Source organism: Streptomyces sp. NC-S4, assembly GCF_054353315.1.
Map to the genome: position 1 here is coordinate 5,035,100 of NZ_CM135937.1, position 18,384 is coordinate 5,053,483.

At 71.4% G+C, this 18,384-nt stretch carries 17 protein-coding genes and 1 pseudogene; 13 read left to right on the plus strand and 5 right to left on the minus strand.

Going from position 1 to position 18,384, the window contains the following annotated elements:
* Positions 1-64: 64 nt before the first annotated feature.
* Genes ACXNSR_RS22665 through ACXNSR_RS22680 form a run of 4 tightly spaced genes read right to left on the minus strand, consistent with a single transcriptional unit; the run spans position 65 to position 4,030 of the window.
* Positions 65-1,285, minus strand: coding sequence for an ABC transporter permease (locus ACXNSR_RS22665; protein WP_458637353.1), 1,221 nt, complete (start codon positions 1,283-1,285; stop codon positions 65-67).
* Positions 1,282-2,043 carry an ABC transporter ATP-binding protein gene (locus tag ACXNSR_RS22670; RefSeq protein ID WP_458637354.1) on the minus strand — a complete coding sequence of 254 codons (762 nt, stop codon included), beginning with the start codon at positions 2,041-2,043 and terminating at the stop codon, positions 1,282-1,284. Before ACXNSR_RS22670 ends, ACXNSR_RS22665 begins: the two co-directional genes overlap by 4 nt.
* Complete coding sequence (locus ACXNSR_RS22675) at positions 2,040-3,737, minus strand: peptidoglycan-binding protein (RefSeq protein WP_458637355.1); 1,698 nt, start codon at positions 3,735-3,737, stop codon at positions 2,040-2,042. The genes ACXNSR_RS22670 and ACXNSR_RS22675 overlap by 4 nt, the downstream gene beginning before the upstream one ends.
* On the minus strand, positions 3,734-4,030 hold the full coding sequence (locus ACXNSR_RS22680) for a hypothetical protein (protein ID WP_458637356.1): 297 nt from the start codon (positions 4,028-4,030) through the stop codon (positions 3,734-3,736). Before ACXNSR_RS22680 ends, ACXNSR_RS22675 begins: the two co-directional genes overlap by 4 nt.
* A 413-nt stretch (positions 4,031-4,443) precedes the next feature.
* Between ACXNSR_RS22680 and ACXNSR_RS22685 the strand changes: the two genes are divergently transcribed.
* The gene (locus tag ACXNSR_RS22685; RefSeq protein ID WP_458637357.1) at positions 4,444-4,854 is read left to right on the plus strand and encodes a hypothetical protein; all 411 of its coding nucleotides are present in this window, start codon (positions 4,444-4,446) and stop codon (positions 4,852-4,854) included.
* A gap of 29 nt (positions 4,855-4,883) precedes the next feature.
* Positions 4,884-5,846: a hypothetical protein gene (locus tag ACXNSR_RS22690; RefSeq protein WP_458637358.1), complete on the plus strand. Its 963-nt coding sequence runs from the start codon at positions 4,884-4,886 to the stop codon at positions 5,844-5,846.
* A gap of 133 nt (positions 5,847-5,979) precedes the next feature.
* Here the strand turns inward: ACXNSR_RS22690 and ACXNSR_RS22695 are convergent, their stop codons facing one another.
* Positions 5,980-6,816 (minus strand): C40 family peptidase, encoded by an 837-nt coding sequence (locus ACXNSR_RS22695; RefSeq protein ID WP_458637359.1) that lies wholly within the window; start codon positions 6,814-6,816, stop codon positions 5,980-5,982.
* 863 nt (positions 6,817-7,679) lie between these two features.
* Between ACXNSR_RS22695 and ACXNSR_RS22700 the strand changes: the two genes are divergently transcribed.
* The 11 genes and pseudogenes from ACXNSR_RS22700 (at position 7,680) to nuoK (ending at position 18,384) form a co-directional block, all read left to right on the plus strand.
* Positions 7,680-8,039 (plus strand): NADH-quinone oxidoreductase subunit A, encoded by a 360-nt coding sequence (locus tag ACXNSR_RS22700; protein WP_030010013.1) that lies wholly within the window; start codon positions 7,680-7,682, stop codon positions 8,037-8,039.
* Between the two features lie 15 nt (positions 8,040-8,054).
* Positions 8,055-8,609: a NuoB/complex I 20 kDa subunit family protein gene (locus tag ACXNSR_RS22705; RefSeq protein WP_030162005.1), complete on the plus strand. Its 555-nt coding sequence runs from the start codon at positions 8,055-8,057 to the stop codon at positions 8,607-8,609.
* Positions 8,552-9,334, plus strand: a pseudogene (locus tag ACXNSR_RS22710) (NADH-quinone oxidoreductase subunit C); the annotation flags it as partial. The gene ACXNSR_RS22705 and the pseudogene ACXNSR_RS22710, both read left to right, overlap by 58 nt.
* Positions 9,334-10,674: an NADH-quinone oxidoreductase subunit D gene (locus tag ACXNSR_RS22715; RefSeq protein ID WP_458637360.1), complete on the plus strand. Its 1,341-nt coding sequence runs from the start codon at positions 9,334-9,336 to the stop codon at positions 10,672-10,674. The pseudogene ACXNSR_RS22710 and the gene ACXNSR_RS22715, both read left to right, overlap by 1 nt.
* Positions 10,671-11,426, plus strand: a complete 756-nt coding sequence (nuoE, locus tag ACXNSR_RS22720) for an NADH-quinone oxidoreductase subunit NuoE (RefSeq protein ID WP_030010009.1) — start codon at positions 10,671-10,673, stop codon at positions 11,424-11,426. Before ACXNSR_RS22715 ends, nuoE begins: the two co-directional genes overlap by 4 nt.
* Positions 11,426-12,811 (plus strand): NADH-quinone oxidoreductase subunit NuoF, encoded by a 1,386-nt coding sequence (gene nuoF / locus ACXNSR_RS22725; protein ID WP_458637361.1) that lies wholly within the window; start codon positions 11,426-11,428, stop codon positions 12,809-12,811. The genes nuoE and nuoF overlap by 1 nt, the downstream gene beginning before the upstream one ends.
* Complete coding sequence (locus tag ACXNSR_RS22730; protein ID WP_458637362.1) at positions 12,808-15,312, plus strand: NADH-quinone oxidoreductase subunit G; 2,505 nt, start codon at positions 12,808-12,810, stop codon at positions 15,310-15,312. The genes nuoF and ACXNSR_RS22730 overlap by 4 nt, the downstream gene beginning before the upstream one ends.
* Positions 15,309-16,664: an NADH-quinone oxidoreductase subunit NuoH gene (nuoH, locus tag ACXNSR_RS22735; protein ID WP_458637363.1), complete on the plus strand. Its 1,356-nt coding sequence runs from the start codon at positions 15,309-15,311 to the stop codon at positions 16,662-16,664. Before ACXNSR_RS22730 ends, nuoH begins: the two co-directional genes overlap by 4 nt.
* A 3-nt stretch (positions 16,665-16,667) precedes the next feature.
* Positions 16,668-17,276: an NADH-quinone oxidoreductase subunit NuoI gene (nuoI, locus tag ACXNSR_RS22740; RefSeq protein WP_458637364.1), complete on the plus strand. Its 609-nt coding sequence runs from the start codon at positions 16,668-16,670 to the stop codon at positions 17,274-17,276.
* Positions 17,273-18,088: an NADH-quinone oxidoreductase subunit J gene (locus tag ACXNSR_RS22745; RefSeq protein ID WP_458637365.1), complete on the plus strand. Its 816-nt coding sequence runs from the start codon at positions 17,273-17,275 to the stop codon at positions 18,086-18,088. The genes nuoI and ACXNSR_RS22745 overlap by 4 nt, the downstream gene beginning before the upstream one ends.
* Positions 18,085-18,384: an NADH-quinone oxidoreductase subunit NuoK gene (nuoK, locus tag ACXNSR_RS22750; protein WP_030016652.1), complete on the plus strand. Its 300-nt coding sequence runs from the start codon at positions 18,085-18,087 to the stop codon at positions 18,382-18,384. Before ACXNSR_RS22745 ends, nuoK begins: the two co-directional genes overlap by 4 nt.

Here is an 18,384-nt window from a genome sequence, read left to right on the forward strand (position 1 = left end):
CCACCAGCTCCAGGGCGGGTCGGGGCGGGTCGGGGCGGCCCCGAGGGTCGGGCGCGCGCTCCCGCTATCTTCGCAGGGCCTCGGCCGGTTCGACACGGGCCGCCCGCCAGGCGGGATGGAGCCCGGCCAGCAGGCCCGTGACCAGGCCGGCGAGCGGGGCCGCGGCGACGGTGACCGGATGGATCACCGGGGTCCAGTCCCGGGCGAGCGCGACGGCGACCACGGTCAGCTCGCCCAGCGAGGTGCCGACCAGGCCGCCGAGGGCCCCCAGGGCCGCCGACTCGGTGAGGAACTGGGCCGCGACGTGCCGCCCCCGCGCGCCGAGCGCCCGGCGCAGCCCGATCTCACCGGTCCGCTCCAGTACGGCGACCAGGGTGGTGTTGGCGATCCCGACCGTGCCGATGACCAGGCAGATCCCGGCGAGCAGCAGGAAGAGCGCACTCAGGTCGGCGGTGACACCGGAGCGCAGCGTCCGCGGATCGGGCGGCGGGACGGCCTTGAGGTACTCGCGGTGGTCGGGGCGCAGCGCGAGTGGGGCGAGGGCGGCGACCTGGCGGGCGGCGCCGAGCCGGGTGGAGATCAGCATGGTCGCGCCGCCGGGCGGGGGCGGCCCCCAGAGCCGCTCGGCGGTGGCGCGCGGGACGAGGACCGACATCAGGTGTTCGGGCCGACGGCGCAGGTCCGCGACGATGCCCGCCACGGTGAAGGGCTCCTGGCCGATGTAGAGGGCGGGCCGGGTGGCCAGGGTGGTGATGCCGAGGCGGGCGGCGAGCCCGCTGCCGATGACGACGACGCGCTCGTGGCCGCGCTCGGCGAAGTCGTCGTAGAGCCGCCCCTGCTGCAGGGTCGGTACGAGGGCGGCGACGGCACCGGGGGAGGCGGCGACGACGGCCGCCCCGGTGGCCGGGTCGCCGGCGCCGGACGGCAGGGTGGCGACGGCGGTGCGCGGGTCGAGCCGCACCGTCCACAGCACCCCGGCGTGCTCGATGCCCGCGACGGCGCGCAGCCGCTGCTCGGCGTCGGCGGGGAAGCCGGTCCCGGCGAACTCGTCGTGCTGGGCGGCGACGTCCTCGACGCCGACCTCGGTGGCGGTCAGGACGTCGAACCTGGCGTCGATCTGCGAGGAGATGGTGGCCGTGAGACCGAGCACGGCCACGAAGCTGCCCACGCCGAGGACGGTGCCGAGGGCGGTGAGCACGGCCCGGCCGGGACGGCGCAGCATCCCGGCGACTGCCTCGGCCAGGGCGTCGCGCACGGACAGCCGGGTGGGTGCGACGGGGCTCACGGATCCAGCCGCCCGTCGCGCAGGGTCACGGTCCGGGTGCCGCGCCGGGCCACCCCGGGGTCGTGCGTGATGACGAGGACGGTCATTCCGGCCCGGTGCACTTCGTCCAGCAGCCCGAGGACGGACGCGGCGTTCACGGAGTCGAGATTGCCGGTCGGCTCGTCGCACAGCAGCAGCGAGGGGCGCCCGACCAGGGCGCGGGCGATCGCCACCCGCTGGCGCTCGCCGCCCGACAGCCGGCCGGGTACGGCACCGGCGCGGTGCCCGAGACCGACCCGGTCGAGGGCTTCGCGGGCCCGTACGAGGCGCCGGGCGGGCGGGATGCCGGTGTAGAGCATGGCGAGGGTGACGTTCTCCAGGGCGGACCGGTGGGGGAGGAGGTGGAAGGACTGGAAGACGAATCCGATCCGGCGGCCGCGCAGGGCGGTGCGCTCCCGGTCGGGGAGGGCGGCGGTGTCGATCCCGTCGAGCAGGTAGCGGCCGCTGGTGGGGGAGTCGAGCAGCCCGGCGATGTTGAGGAAGGTGGACTTTCCGGAGCCGGAGGGGCCGACGACGGTGACGAACTCGCCGCGCCGGACGGTCAGGTCGCAGGGGTGCAGGGCCTCGACGGGCGGCGGCCCGGGGTAGGTGAGGCCGACCCCGCGCAGTTCGATCACGGGGCTTTCGCCGTCGTACTCGCCGTCGCGCTCGCGGCTCTCGTCGCCGGAGGGCGGCCGGGACTTCCGGGACCACGGGGACCGCCCGGACAGGAGCGTCATCCGTTCTTTCCCCGGGTCCCGCGGGGTGCGACCCCGATCACCACCTTGGTCCCGGCGGCCAGGGCGCCCGCCTGCGCCGGGGTGACGGCCACGAAGCCGTCGCCGCTGGTGCCGGTCCGCACCTCGATGCGCCGCTGGGTGCCTTCGGCGGACACGGCGGTGACGACCGTACGTCCGTCCGCGCCCGCCGAGACGGCGGTGACCGGGACGACGAGCGCCTCGCCGTCGGTGGCGGCGGACTCGACGGTCAGCCGGACGTCCTGCCCGGCGAAGCCCGCCGGCAGTGGCTGGTCGGCGCGGACCACCATCCGGTGGCCGAGGTCGGCGCCGCCGCCGGGGCCACCGCCTGCGCCGCCCTTCGGGTTCTGGCCGGGGTCCTGCTGCGGCTGCGGTCCGGCGGGCTGCGCGGTGGACCGCTCGGCGGCGACTCCCGCCACCTTGCCGCGGACATCGGTGCCGGAGAGCTCGGAGGAGATCACCACGGTCATCCCGGCACGCAGCAGCTGTCGCTTGTCGTCCTTGAGATAGGCCTCGACGACGAGCTCGCCGCCGGAGAGCGTGAGCACCGGCCCGGACACGGGGGCGCCGGCGCGGGCGCCGACCGAGCTGACGCGGGCCGGGAAGGTTCCCAGGAACACGGTCTCGGCGGCGGGCAGCATCGGCCCGTCGGCCGCCTCGGCGGCCGCGAGCGCGGCCTGGGCCTCGCCCAGGGCCTGCCGGGCCCGCGCGAGCTCCCGGCCGGACGGGGAGCCGGGACGGCCGCCGGAGCCGGCGCCGGCGCCTGACCCGGACCCGGCCCCGGACCTGGCGCCTGACCCGGACCCGGACCCGGAGCCGGCGCCGACGCCTGACCCGGACCCGGAGCCGGACCCGGACCCGGACCCTGAGTCGCCGGGGCCGGGAGCGGGGCTCGTCGTCGCGCCGGGGCCCGGCACGGCCCCGCCCTTGCCGGATCCGCCCTCCGCGGGCGCCCCCACGGCGGACACGGGGCTGCTCGCGTCCTCCAGGGCCCAGGTCGCGGCCCGCACGGCCTCCCGCGCCGACTTCAGGGCCGCGCCCCCGTCGGCGGCCGCGGGCAGCGGCTCGTACCCGATGGCCCGGTAGCGGGCGGCGAGCGCGGCCTTGGTACCGGCCCCGAAGACGCCCTTCGCGTCGCCGCCGGTGCCGTGCCCGAGCTCGCGCAGTGCCCGCTGCAGCTGCGCGACGTCGTCGCCGGTGGCCCCGGGCTTCAGATCGCGGTACATCGGCTGGGTGCCGTGCAGGGCGAACACCGGCCGCCCGGACACCTCGGCGACCAGCTGCCCCGCCGTGACCGGGTCCCCGGCCCGCAGCGGCAGCTTGGTCACCAGGGCCGCGCCCGTCCCCTCGCCGGAGCGCACCCCCTGCGGGGACACCACCATGCTCTGGTCGGCGACCACCGTCCCGCGCATGACGACGGTCCGCGCGAGCACCCGCCGCTCGACGTCGGCGGTCAGGGGCCCCTGGGCGGGCGGGGCGGTCTCGGCGGCCACCTGCGCGGGAGACTTGACCAGCGTGGTCGCCAGCAGCCCGCCGACCGCCATCAGAGCGGCCCCGCCGACGATCGCGAGCACCACGCGCCGCCCGCGCGCGAGTCCGCCGCGGTCGTCCCCGGGGCCCGCCGGGGAGGGGGCCGCGGCCCCGGGGCGCCCCACGACCCGCTCCGGTCCGCTCATCCCTCCGGCCGGCACTTCTTCAGCGCGTCGAGGTGGTCGCGCTTGAGCGAGCTCCACTGCTCGGGAGTGCCCCTTCGCTCGTCGATCTGGGCGGTGACCGGGTCCGGGTCCGGATACCAGGAGACGCCCTCGGCCCGCAGGCACGCGGACTCCTTCTGCGCGGCGGCGATCCGGGCGGGCTCGGCCGGCTGGGGCTTCGGCGGGGGCGGCAGCAGCGGCGCGCAGGTCCGGTGCGCCCCGTTGTTCCAGGGCTTCGACTTGTCCTCGCGCGGAGCACCGTATTCCGTGTACACGATCGCCACTCCTTGCTTCTTCAGGCAGTCGTAGTAAGCGATTTCCTCGGTAGTGGGGGGCGGGCTGTCGCTCACCACGGGTTTTTTGTCGCCGCCGCCGCATCCCGTCAGTGAAATGCACAGAAGAAGGAGAGGGGTCAGATATCTCGCGTGCACGACGGGTTTCCCCTTGTGTCGGTAGGAGTGGATTCCGCGCATCCGTTTCGACGGGTGGGGGAGCGCGCGCCAGATAGTAGGGACCCGGGTCCGGGCGGGACAAGTTACCTATCGGACAACAGAGTTGACTATCCATCAGCTGAGAAGAAGCTTGAACCGGCAGGAGGTTCGCTGTTGAATCCCCTGCCGGGCGGAAATACGTCACCCCGGTCCGCCCCGAACACTCCGATTTTCACCCGAAGAGTGAGGTAAGCGTGATGGGCAACGCAATGCGCAAGCTGACGGCCGGCTGCGCCGCCGCCGTTTCGTTCGGCGCCATTCTGCTGGGAACCGCGGGTCCGGCGGCCGCCTGGGGGCGCGACGGAAATCTGGAGAACCAGGAGTTCGGGCTCTTCTACTGGCAGAACCAGTCCGGTTGTGTCTTCGACCTGGCCACGAGCGACGTGAACTTCAGCGACGACAAGTACCAGGGGTCCTGCTCGGCCAGCGGGAGCTGGATCAACGACACCACCGAGTCCTACCGGAACCGGGACGTCTACGCCTGGAAGGTCGGCACGGACAAGGACCTGGGCGGCAACGTCGGGGAGATCCCGTCGAACTACGCGGGCAACGCCTCGGCCACCTTCAAGAACAAGATCAGCTCGGCCAAGTACACCCTCCACCCGTAGTCCGGATCCAGCACGAGGAGTGCCACGCGATGAACACCTCCCGGCGCCGCCGGCCCGCCGCCCCGGCCGCCGTTCTGCTGGCGGCCGCCCTCCTGGCCGGCTGCGCCGGGACCGGCGGCTCCGGAGGCGGTGAACCGGAACTCGGTCCCGTCGAGGTGAACCCGGCGACGGCCGCGCTGTCCCTCCCGATGGACGCGTACACGGACACCGGGGCCGAACGGATCCGGATGGGCCAGGTCCAGCAGACCCTGGTCGCCCGGTGCATGGCCCGGTACGGGTTCACCTACGAGGGCGTGCGACCGGCCGAGGCCCCCGGCGCCGGGGCCGAGGACCGGCACGAGTACCTCTTCGGCCTCGCCGATCCGGCGTACGCGGCGGCCCACGGCTACGACAAGTCGGCGGGGGAGGGGAATCCGGCCAAGCCCGCCGCCCCGCAGCTGAGCGACAGCGCGTACGTGGTGATGAACGGCGAGCGGCCGGGCGCGCAGGGCGGCACGGCTCCCGACGCGAACTCCGAGGAGGAGGCCGCGCTGGTGGACAGCGGCCTGACGGCGGCCGGGCAGAAGGTGCCGGCCGGCGGGTGCGGGCGCGAGGGGTTCCGCAAGCTGTACGCCCCGACCAAGGACAGCGTGGACCTGATGTTCACGTTCGGTCTGGCCTCGGAGGCGCACGACCGCTCCCGGCAGGACTCCCGGGTCGTCGACGCCCTCAAGAAGTGGTCGTCCTGCATGGACAAGTCGGGATATGCCGGGATCGAATCACCGTACGACGTCGTCGAAAAGCTCGGCCTGCAGGACGCCTTGGGCGGTCCGAAGGCCGTGACGGCGGCCAAGGCCGACGTCGCGTGCAAGCGCGAGGTGAACCTCGTCGGCATCTGGGGCGCGGTCGAGAAGGCGTACCAGGAGCGGCTCGTCGAGGAGCACGCCGAGACGCTCGCGCTCTACAAGGAGCAGCGGGAGGCCCGCTTCAAGCTGGCGGCCTCGCTGGTCTGAGGAGGCCCCGGGGGCCCTGGGGCACCCCCTGACGGCCCGGGAAGCACGAAGAACGGCTCCAGGCCGGTACTCCGCCCCCGAGCGGGGGAGTACCGGCCCTGGGCGTGCCTGGGTGCCTGCGTCCGAGCGGTGCTCAGAGGACGCGGACGGCGCCCGTCGGCTTGTCGTAGCTGAGGTTGCGCTCGACGATGCCGGTGCTGGGGTTCTGCGCGCCGACGAACTTGCCGCCGCCGACGTAGATGGCGACGTGGTACGCGCTGCCCTTGGAGCCCCAGTACAGGATGTCGCCCGGCTGCAGGGCGTTCAGCGACACCGAGGTGCCGAAGGAGGACTGCGCCTGGGACATGCGCGGCAGGGTGACGCCGGCCTGGCGGTAGGCGGCCTGGACGAGACCGGAGCAGTCGAACGAGGACGGGCCGGTGCCGCCCATCACGTACGCCTTGCCGACCTGCGCGCGGGCGAAGTTGACGATGGCCGCGGCGGAGCCGGTGGCCGGGGCGGAGACGGTGCCGGTGCCCTGCGGGGCGGCGGCGCTCTTCAGCGTCGTGCGCTCGGAGCCACGGCTGGAGCGCTCGGCCTCGGCCTTGCGGGCGGCCTCCTCCTTCGCCGTCTTCTCGGCCTTCTCGGCGTCGGCCTTCTTCTGGGCCTCTTCCTTGGCCTGCTTCGCCTCGGCGGCGGCGCCGGTACGGGCGCTCTCCTCCTGGGCGGTCAGTTCGCCTTCTACGGCCGCGAGACGGGTGTTCTCGGCGGCCACCGTGACGGCGGAGGAGACGTCGGCGCCCAGGTCCAGGTTGAGGACCGGCATTTCGAGCGTCGTCTCGGCCACGGGCTCGGCGGACGGGGACGCGCTCGCGGTGCCGGCCATGGCCAGGGTGCTGAGGACGCCACCGGCAACTCCGGCGCGGACCGCGAGCTTCGAGGCGCTGCGGCGGGGCTTCCGGTGGCTGGGTATGTGAGCGGTGTGGGACATGAGGACAACCGCTATCAGGGCGTCCGGGTTCCCTTCAAGAAACGTGGGGTGCGCCACAGTTGCGCGAGAAAGGCGTGAACCGGACGCGTCCGACTTCTTATTGACGCCGTAACGGGCGAATCGGACAGGCCCTCACAAGGCTGTGATCATGGGGTTTCGGAATTAAGTCCCAATTGGTCCTTGACCTACCATCACTCCGCACAGATGGCCAAGCCCTCTTTCGGAAGGCTCGATTCGGAGTGGTGCAGGTCACAGTCGTGTCACGCCATGCGGACGCTGTGCCCCTCCCGTGACCTTCCTGTGAACGCGCCGAGAGGTTCGTGAACGGAAGCACGTACTCGCGCGGCACCCGCGCCGGCGGCGGTGCGCATGGCGGCGTGCGCCTCGTGCGACCCTCCGGCCCCCGCCGGCACTCCCGCCCCTGGGTCCGTCCACCCCGCGCCTGCCCCGCGTCCACCTCCGTACACATGGACTCCCTCGACCGGGGGACGCCGATCCCTTTATCACCTCCGGACCCCGTCTGCCAATTTGCCTGCACCGGTCATCGTTTGATAGGGCGAGCCGCCTTCTACCTGCGGTAACGGGCCCGGATGTCACCTTTGGTGATCATGTGGATGCTTCGCGTATGAAGATCACCACTCATCGGGCTTCATGATCGTTCGTCAGGTGGTGGAGATCACAAACTCGGTGTTGTTACCCGTGTCGCAGATCACAGACGAGCGGGCATAAGATGCGCACCAGCCCGGCTTGTGAACTGCCTCACATGCAAGCGCCCGATCGGAGGGCGCGATCTTCGCGAGGCGGCGCACGCGGCGCCGGAGCAGCGGTCCAACGGTCAAGGACGACTGGAAGGAGCGAGGAGCGTGAATGCGTACGCGCCCATCCTCGTGCTCGGCGCCCTCGGCGCAGGGTTTGCGATCTTCTCCGTGGTCATGGCCACGCTGATCGGTCCAAAACGGTACAACCGGGCAAAGCTCGAAGCCTACGAGTGCGGCATCGAACCGACGCCGATGCCGGCCGGCGGTGGCCGCTTCCCGATCAAGTACTACCTGACGGCGATGCTCTTCATCGTCTTCGACATCGAGGTTGTCTTCCTCTACCCCTGGGCCGTCACCTTCGACTCCCTGGGGATCTTCGGGCTCGTCGAGATGCTGCTCTTCGTGCTCACCGTCTTCGTCGCCTACGCCTACGTGTGGCGCCGCGGCGGTCTGGAATGGGACTGAGGGGCTGAATTTTCCATGGGACTGGAAGAGAAGCTGCCGAGCGGCTTCCTGCTGACCACCGTCGAACAGGCCGCGGGATGGGTGCGCAAGTCGTCCGTCTTCCCGGCGACCTTCGGTCTGGCCTGCTGCGCCATCGAGATGATGACCACCGGAGCGGGCCGGTACGACCTGGCCCGCTTCGGCATGGAGGTCTTCCGCGGCTCCCCGCGCCAGGCCGATCTGATGATCGTGGCCGGGCGGGTCAGCCAGAAGATGGCGCCGGTGCTGCGGCAGGTGTACGACCAGATGCCGGCTCCCAAATGGGTCATCTCCATGGGGGTTTGTGCATCTTCGGGCGGAATGTTCAACAACTATGCGATCGTCCAGGGCGTCGACCACATCGTCCCGGTGGACATCTATCTGCCCGGCTGTCCGCCGCGCCCCGAGATGCTGATGGACGCGATCCTCAAGCTCCACCAGAAGATCCAGGGCGGAAAGCTCGGCGTGAACCGGGAAGAAGCGGCCCGTGAGGCGGAGGAGGCGGCCCTCAAGGCCCTCCCCACCATCGAGATGAAGGGGCTGCTCCGGTGAGCGAGACCCAAGAGCCGGAGAACGGCAGCAACGGCAGCAACGTCCCTGCGCCGCGTGACCAGGGCCCCGAGGTCATCGGCGTCCGCAAGGGCATGTTCGGTGCCGCGGGCGGCGGGGACACCAGCGGCTACGGCGGCCTCGTGCGGACCGTGGCCATGCCCGGCGCGACGGGCCGCCCGTACGGCTCCTGGTTCGACGAGGTGGCCGACGAGCTCGAAGGCGCACTGGAGGAACAGGACCTCGTCCCCGGCAACGCCATCGAGAAGACGGTGGTCGACCGGGGCGAGCTCACCTTCCACATCGCCCGCGAGCACCTCGTCCGGGTCGCGCGCACCCTGCGCGACGACCCGGCCCTGCGCTTCGAGCTCTGCACCGGCGTCTCCGGCGTGCACTTCCCCGGGGACAAGGGCCGCGAGCTGCACGCCGTCTACCACCTGCGCTCGCTCACGCACGGCCGGATCCTGCGGCTGGAGGTGTCCGCCCCGGACGGCGACCCGCACGTCCCCTCGCTCGTCTCCGTCTACCCGACCAACGACTGGCACGAGCGCGAGACGTACGACTTCTTCGGCCTGGTCTTCGACGGCCACCCGGCCCTCACCCGGATCATGATGCCGGACGACTGGCAGGGCTTCCCGCAGCGCAAGGACTACCCGCTCGGCGGCATCCCCGTCGAGTACAAGGGCGCCCAGATCCCGGCTCCCGACCAGCGGAGGTCGTACAGCTGATGTCCCCCCTCTCGAACGACGCAGAAAACCACGCCTCCGCTCGCGAGACGACCGAGGGCACCGTCTACACCGTCACCGGCGGCGACTGGGACGAGATCGTCCAGTCCGCGGCCAAGGCCGACGACGAGCGGATCGTCGTCAACATGGGTCCGCAGCACCCCTCCACCCACGGAGTGCTGCGCCTGATCCTGGAGATCGACGGCGAGACGGTCACCGAGGCCCGCTGCGGCATCGGCTACCTGCACACCGGCATCGAGAAGAACCTCGAATTCCGGAACTGGACGCAGGGCACCACCTTCGTGACGCGCATGGACTACCTGACGCCGTTCTTCAACGAGACGGCGTACTGCCTGGGCGTCGAGAAGCTGCTCGGCATCACCGACCAGGTCCCGGACCGCGCCACCGTCATCCGCGTCCTGCTGATGGAGCTCAACCGGCTCTCCTCCCACCTGGTGTGCATCGCCACCGGCGGCATGGAGCTGGGCGCGACCACGATCATGATCTACGGCTTCCGCGACCGCGAGCTGATCCTCGACATCTTCGAGCTGATCACCGGACTGCGCATGAACCACGCGTTCGTCCGCCCCGGCGGCCTCGCCCAGGACCTGCCCCCGGGCGCCGTCGACCAGCTGCGCGAGTTCCTCAAGACCATGAAGAAGAACCTGCCGGAGTACGACAAGCTCGCCACCGGCAACCCCATCTTCAAGGCCCGCATGCAGGACGTCGGCTACCTCGACCTCACCGGCTGCATGGCGCTCGGCGCCACCGGCCCGATCCTGCGCTCCGCCGGCCTGCCGCACGACCTGCGCAAGTCGGACCCGTACTGCGGCTACGAGAACTACGAGTTCGACGTGCCGACCACCGAGACCTGCGACTCCTACGGGCGGTTCCTGATCCGCCTGGAGGAGATGCGCCAGTCGCTGCGGATCGTCGAGCAGTGCCTGGAGCGCCTGGAACCCGGACCGGTGATGGTCGCCGACAAGAAGATCGCCTGGCCGGCGCAGCTCGCGATGGGCCCCGACGGCCTCGGCAACTCGCTCGACCACATCAGGAACATCATGGGCACCTCCATGGAGGCCCTCATCCACCACTTCAAGCTGGTGACCGAGGGCTTCCGGGTACCGCCCGGCCAGGCGTACGCGGCCGTGGAGTCGCCCAAGGGCGAGCTCGGCGTGCACGTCGTCTCCGACGGCGGGACCCGCCCCTACCGGGTCCACTTCCGCGACCCGTCCTTCACCAACCTGCAGGCCATGGCCGCGATGTGCGAGGGCGGCCAGGTCGCCGACGTCATCGTCGCCGTCGCCTCCATCGACCCCGTGATGGGAGGCGTCGACCGATGACCGCCAGTCCTTCGAACCAAGGGGTCTCGCTGGGCATGCCCCAGCTGCCGGCCCCCGACTTTCCGGCGGAGGTACGCGAGCGCCTCGAAGCCGACGCCAGGGAGGTCATCGCGCGCTACCCCGACAGCCGCTCCGCCCTGCTGCCGCTGCTGCACCTGACACAGTCCGAGGAGGGCTACGTCTCGCGCACCGGCATCCGCTTCTGCGCCGAGGTACTGGGCCTGACCACCGCCGAGGTCACGGCCGTGGCGACCTTCTACACGATGTACCGGCGGGGGCCCTCCGGCGACTACCAGGTCGGCGTCTGCACGAACACCCTGTGCGCGGTGATGGGCGGCGACGCCATCTTCGAGGAGCTCAAGGAGCACCTCGGGGTCGGCAACAACGGCACCACCCCCGACGGCAAGGTCACCCTCGAACACATCGAGTGCAACGCGGCCTGCGACTACGCCCCCGTGGTGATGGTCAACTGGGAGTTCTTCGACAACCAGACCCCCCAGTCCGCCAAGGCCATGGTCGACGACCTGCTGGCCGGCCGCGAGGTCTCGCCGACCCGGGGCGCGCCGCTGTGCACGTACAAGGAGACCGCCCGGATCCTGGCCGGCTTCCCGGACGAGCGCGAGGGCGCGGTCGAGGCGACCGGCGGCGCCGGTCCCGCCTCCCTGATCGGGCTGCGCATCGCGCGCGGCGAGTCCGCCCACACCCCGATCGTCCACCCGCGCGGCGAGGCCACCACCGAGGGAGGGGAGTGATGTCGGTGTCTTCCGAACTGAGCAACGGGGGCAATGGGGGCACCTCCCATCCGGCGGCCGGCGGCGGGACCAGCCCGGAGAAGCTCCTCGCCCCCGTGCTGTCCGCCTTCTGGGACGAGCCGAGGTCGTGGACGCTGGAGACCTACCGGCGCCACGAAGGGTACGAGGGCCTGCGCAAGGCGCTCGCGATGACCCCGGACGACCTCATCGCCTACGTGAAGGACTCGGGCCTGCGCGGACGCGGCGGCGCGGGCTTCCCCACCGGAATGAAGTGGCAGTTCATCCCGCAGGGCGACGGAAAGCCGCACTACCTCGTCGTGAACGCGGACGAGTCGGAGCCGGGAACCTGCAAGGACATCCCCCTCCTCTTCGCCAACCCGCACTCCCTCATCGAGGGAATGATCATCGCCTGCTACGCGATCCGCTCGGAGCACGCCTTCATCTACCTGCGCGGGGAGACGGTGCCCGTCCTGCGGCGCCTGCACGAGGCCGTGCGCGAGGCGTACGCGGCCGGATACCTCGGCAAGGACATCGACGGCACCGGGCGCAACCTCGACATCACGGTGCACGCGGGCGCGGGCGCGTACATCTGCGGCGAGGAGACGGCGCTGCTCGACTCCCTCGAAGGCCGGCGCGGCCAGCCCCGGCTGCGTCCCCCCTTCCCGGCGGTCGAGGGGCTCTACGCGTGCCCCACTGTCGTCAACAACGTGGAGTCGATCGCCTCGGTTCCCGCGATCCTGAACAAGGGCAAGGACTGGTTCAAGTCGATGGGGACCGAGAAGTCCCCCGGCTTCACGCTGTACTCGCTCTCCGGGCACGTCGCCGGCCCCGGCCAGTACGAGGCCCCGCTCGGCATCACCCTGCGCCAGCTCCTCGACATGAGCGGCGGCATGCGCCCCGGGCACCGGCTGAAGTTCTGGACCCCGGGCGGCTCCTCCACCCCGATGTTCACCGACGAGCACCTCGACGTCCCGCTCGACTACGAGGGCGTGGGCGCCGCCGGCTCGATGCTCGGCACCAAGGCCCTGCAGTGCTTCGACGAGACGACCTGCGTGGTGCGGGCCGTGACCCGGTGGACCGAGTTCTACGCCCACGAGTCCTGCGGCAAGTGCACCCCGTGCCGCGAAGGCACCTACTGGCTGGTCCAGCTGCTCCGCGACATCGAGGCCGGCCGGGGCGTCATGTCCGACCTCGACAAGCTGAACGACATCGCCGACAACATCAACGGCAAGTCCTTCTGCGCGCTCGGCGACGGCGCGGCCAGCCCGATCTACTCCTCGCTCAAGTACTTCCGCGAGGAGTACGAGCAGCACATCACGGGCAAGGGCTGCCCCTTCGACCCCAGGAAGTCGACCCTCTGGGCCGACACGGAGGTGAACGCATGACCGTCACCACTCCAGCGGCCTCCGGGGGCGCAGCGGCGGTTCCACCGGAGAACACCGTCTCGCTGACCATCGACGGCATCGAACTGTCCGTGCCCAAGGGCACCCTCGTCATCCGGGCCGCCGAGCAGCTCGGCATCGAGATCCCCCGGTTCTGCGACCACCCCCTCCTCTCCCCGGCCGGCGCCTGCCGCCAGTGCATCGTCGAGGTGGAGGGCCAGCGCAAGCCGATGGCCTCCTGCACCATCACCTGCACCGACGGCATGGTCGTCAAGACCCAGCTGACCTCGGAGGTCGCCGACAAGTCCCAGCGCGGGGTGATGGAGCTGCTGCTCATCAACCACCCGCTGGACTGCCCGGTCTGCGACAAGGGCGGTGAGTGCCCGCTGCAGAACCAGGCGATGTCGCACGGCAACGCCGAATCGCGGTTCGAGGGCAAGAAGCGCACCTACGAGAAGCCGGTCCCGATCTCCACCCAGGTGCTGCTGGACCGCGAGCGGTGCGTGCTGTGCGCGCGCTGCACCCGCTTCTCCAACGAGATCGCCGGCGACCCGATGATCGAGCTGCTGGAACGCGGCGCGCTCCAGCAGGTCGGCACCGGCGAGGGCGACCCCTTCGAGTCGTACTTCTCCGGCAACACCATCCAGATCTGCCCGGTCGGCGCCCTCACCTCGGCCGCCTACCGGTTCCGCTCCCGCCCCTTCGACCTCGTCTCCTCCCCGAGCGTGTGCGAGCACTGCGCGGGCGGCTGCGCGACCCGCACCGACCACCGGCGCGGCAAGGTCCTGCGACGCCTCGCCGCCGAGGACCCCGAGGTCAACGAGGAGTGGATCTGCGACAAGGGCCGCTTCGGGTTCCGCTACGCGCAGCGCCCGGACCGGCTGACCACCCCGCTGGTGCGCAGCGCCGCCGGGGTGCTGGAGCCGGCGAGCTGGCCCGAGGCCCTGGAGGCCGCGGCGAACGGGCTCGCCGCCGCGCGCGGCCGGGCCGGGGTGCTGACCGGCGGCCGGCTCACCGTCGAGGACGCCTACGCGTACGCCAAGTTCGCCCGGGTGGTGCTCGACACCAACGACATCGACTTCCGGGCCCGCGTGCACAGCGCGGAGGAGGCCGAGTTCCTGGCCTCGGAGGTCGCCGGGTACGGGGTCGACCTCGGCGGGCAGTGGCTCTCGTACACCGCCCTGGAGGCGGCCCCCGCGGTGCTGCTCGTCGGCATCGAGGCGGAGGAGGAGGCCCCCGGCGTCTTCCTGCGGCTGCGCAAGGCCCACCGCAAGCGGAAGCAGCGGACCTTCTCCGTCGCCCCCTTCGCCACCCGCGGCCTTCAGAAGGCGGGCGGCACCCTGCTGGCCGCCGCACCCGGCACCGAGCCCGAGTGGCTCGACGCGCTGGCCTCCCGGACCGGCCTGGAGACCGGGGGCGCCGAAGCCGCCGAGGCCCTGCGGCTGCCCGGCGCGGTCATCCTCGTCGGGGAGCGCCTCGCCGGGGTGCCGGGCGCGCTGACCGCCGCCGTACGGGCCGCCGGGGTCACCGGGGCCACCCTGGTGTGGATCCCGCGCCGGGCCGGTGAGCGGGCCGCCGTCGAGGCGGGTGCGCTGCCGTCCCTGCTGCCGGGCGGCCGCCCCGCCACCGACCCGCGCGCCCGCGACGAGGTCGCCACCGCCTGGGGCCTGGACGAACTCCCGCACCGCTACGGCCGCGACACCGGCCAGATCGTCGAGGCCGCGGCCACCGGGGAGCTCTCGGCCCTGCTGGTCGCGGGCGTCGAGGTCGCCGACCTGCCGGACCCGGCCCGCGCGCGGACCGCCCTCCAGGAGGCCTTCGTGGTCTCCCTGGAACTGCGGCCCGGCGAGGTCACCGACCACGCGGACGTGGTCCTCCCGGTCGCCGCGGTCGCCGAGAAGGCGGGCGCCTTCATCAACTGGGAGGGCCGGGTCAGGCCGTTCGAGGCCGCCCTCAAGCCCGACCAGATGACCCGCAGGCTCGCCCCGGCCGACGCCCGCGTGCTGCACATGCTGGCCGACGCCGCCGACCGGCCGATCGCCCTGCCCGACGTGCACGCCGTACGCCGGGAGATCGACCGGCTCGGCCCGTGGGCCGGGGAGCGGGCCGCCGCGCAGAGCGCGGACACCGTGGCGCTGCCCCGCCCGGGCACCGGCGAGGCGGTCCTCGCGGGCCACCGGCTCCTCCTGGACCTCGGCCGGCTGCAGGAGGGCGACGACGCCCTGGCCGGCACCCGGCACGAGGCGAGCGCCCGCCTTTCGGCCGCCACGGCCGCCGAGACGGGCGTCAAGGACGGAGACGTCCTCGCGGTCACCGGCCCGGCCGGCTCCGTGGAACTCCCGCTCCGGATCACCGAGATGCCCGACCGCGTGGTCTGGCTCCCGCTGAACTCCACCGGCTCCGGCGTCCTCGCCGACGCCGGCGCCCGCCCGGGCACCCTCGTACGCATCGGCCCGGCGACCCCGGCCGGCGCAGGCGACACCACTGCGGAGGTGGGCGCGTGAACACCGTTCAACTCGCTGCCGAGGACCTGTCCCTGTTCGGCAAGGACGTCTGGTGGCTCGTCCTGCTGAAGGCGGTCTTCTGCTTCGCCTTCCTGATGGTGACGGTGCTCTTCTCCATCGTGTGGGAGCGCAAGGTCGTCGCCTGGATGCAGCTGCGCATCGGCCCGAACCGGCACGGCCCCTGGGGCATGCTCCAGTCGCTCGCCGACGGCGTGAAGCTGATGCTCAAGGAAGACATCATCGTCAAGCGGGCCGACAAGGTGATCTACGTCCTGGCCCCGATCATCGCGGCGATCCCGGCCTTCATGGCCATCGCGGTGATCCCCTTCGGGCCCGCGGACGACGAGATCTCCATCTTCGGCCAGCGCACCACGATGCAGCTGACCGACCTGCCCATCGCGATGCTCTACATCCTCGCGGTGGCCTCGGTCGGCATCTACGGCATCGTGCTGGCGGGCTGGTCCTCCGGCTCCACCTACCCGCTCCTCGGCGGCCTGCGCTCCTGCGCGCAGATGATCTCCTACGAGATCGCGATGGGCGCCGCCTTCGCCTCGGTCTTCCTCTACTCCGGGTCCATGTCGACCTCGGCGATCGTCGAGGCCCAGGAGGACCGCTGGTTCATCGTCCTGCTGCCGGTGTCCTTCATCATCTACGTCGTCACGATGGTCGGCGAGACGAACCGCGCCCCCTTCGACATGCCGGAGTCCGAGGGCGACCTGGTCGGCGGCTTCAACACCGAGTACTCGTCCATCAAGTTCGCGCTGTTCATGCTGGCCGAGTACGTCAACATGGTGACCGTCTCGGCGGTCTCGGTCACCCTCTTCCTGGGCGGCTGGCGGGCCCCGTACCCGATCAGCTCCTTCTGGGAGGGCGCGAACCACGGCTGGTGGCCGATGCTCTGGTTCGTCCTCAAGGTGCAGCTGCTGCTGTTCTTCTTCATCTGGCTGCGCGGCACGCTGCCCCGCGTGCGCTACGACCAGCTGATGAAGCTCGGCTGGAAGGTGCTGATCCCGGTCTCGGTGGTCTGGCTGATGCTGGTGGCCACCGTCCGGGCGCTGCGCAACGAGGCGTACGACTTCAGCGAGATCGTCCTCTACGTCGGCGGTGCCGTCGTGGCGATCCTGCTCCTCTCCTTCGTCGCGGACGTCTTCCGCGACAAGCGGGACAAGAGGACGGCGGCCGCCGGGGCGGTGCACGACGCCGAACCCTTCGACCCGCTGGCGGGCGGCTTCCCCGTACCGCCCAAGCCCGGACAGCACCTGGCACCCGTACCGCGCAGGCGGTCCCGCACCGAGCGGGAGCTGATTGTCAGTGGCGGGGCGAATACTGACAGTGACCGAGAGGAGGCTTGAGAGATGTCCGACGAGAAGTGGCAGAACCCGGTGGCGGGCTTCGGCGTGACCTTCAAGGCCATGTTCAAGAAGCGCCTCACCGAGCAGTACCCGGAGCAGGAGAAGACGACCGCACCGCGCTTCCACGGACGGCATCAGCTCAACCGGCACCCCGACGGTCTGGAGAAGTGCATCGGGTGCGAGCTGTGCGCCTGGGCCTGTCCCGCCGACGCGATCTACGTGGAGGGCGCGGACAACACCGAGGAGGAGCGCTACTCCCCGGGTGAGCGGTACGGCCGGGTCTACCAGATCAACTACGCCCGCTGCATCCTGTGCGGGCTGTGCGTGGAGGCGTGCCCGACGCGGGCGCTGACCATGACGAACGAGTTCGAACTGGCCGACTCCAGCCGCGAATCGCTCATCTACACCAAGGAACAGCTGCTGGCCGGCCTGACCGAGGGCATGGTCGAGGCACCGCACTCGATCTTCCCCGGTATGGACGACACCGACTACTACCAGGGGCTGGTGACCGGGGCCGCCCCGGGCACCGTCCGGCAGGTCGCGGTCTCCAAGGGCGAAGTCGCCGGCGAAGTCGCTCCGGAGAACGGGCAGTCCGCGGAGGTGGACGCATGAGCGCCATCGCCGCCTCCGCCACCTCCATGACCTCCACGGGCGAGGCGATCCAGTTCTGGATCCTCGGCACGGTCGCCGTCATCGGCGCACTGGCCACGATCCTGATGAAGAAGGCCGTGCACAGCGCCCTCAGCCTGGCCGGGACGATGATCATCCTGGCCGTCTTCTACCTCGCCAACGGGGCGTACTTCCTGGGCGTCGTCCAGGTCATCGTCTACACCGGCGCGATCATGATGCTCTTCCTCTTCGTGGTCATGCTCGTCGGCGTCACCGCCGCCGACTCCCTAAAGGAGACCATCAAGGGGCAGCGCTGGCTGGCCGCCCTGTGCGGGCTCGGCTTCGGCATCCTGCTGATCGCCGGCATCGCCAACGCCGGGCTCACCCACTTCAACGGGCTCGGCCGGGTCAACTCGGGCGGGCACATCGAGGGCCTGGCGCAGCTGATCTTCACCAAGTACGTCTTCGCCTTCGAGATCACCGGCGCGCTGCTGATCACCGCGGCCGTCGGCGCGATGGTGCTCACCCACCGCGAGCGCACCGAACGGGCCGCCACCCAGCGCGAACTCGCCGAGAAGCGGGTCCGCGACGGCGTCCAGCTCCCGCCGCTGCCCGCGCCCGGCGTCTACGCCCGGCACAACGCGGTGGACGTCGCCGGTCTGCTGCCGGACGGCACCCCGTCCGAGCTGACCGTCAACCGGACGCTGCGCGCCCGCGGTCAGATCCGGGACGTCTCCAGCCAGGCGATCGACGACCTCAAGGCACTTGAGCAGGCCTCCTCGGAGCGCCTCGGCCGTGAGGAGGCCTCGAAGTGAATCCGGTCAACTACCTGTACCTGGCGGCCCTGCTGTTCACGATCGGTGCCGTCGGGGTCCTGATCCGCAAGAACGCGATCGTGCTGTTCATGTGCGTCGAGCTGATGCTCAACGCCTGCAACCTCGCCTTCGTCGCGTTCTCCCGGATGCACGGCAACCTCGACGGCCAGATCATCGCGTTCTTCACGATGGTCGTCGCCGCCGCGGAGGTCGTGGTCGGCCTGGCGATCATCGTGTCGCTGTTCCGTACCCGCCACTCGGCCTCGGTCGACGACGCCAGCCTGATGAAGCTGTAA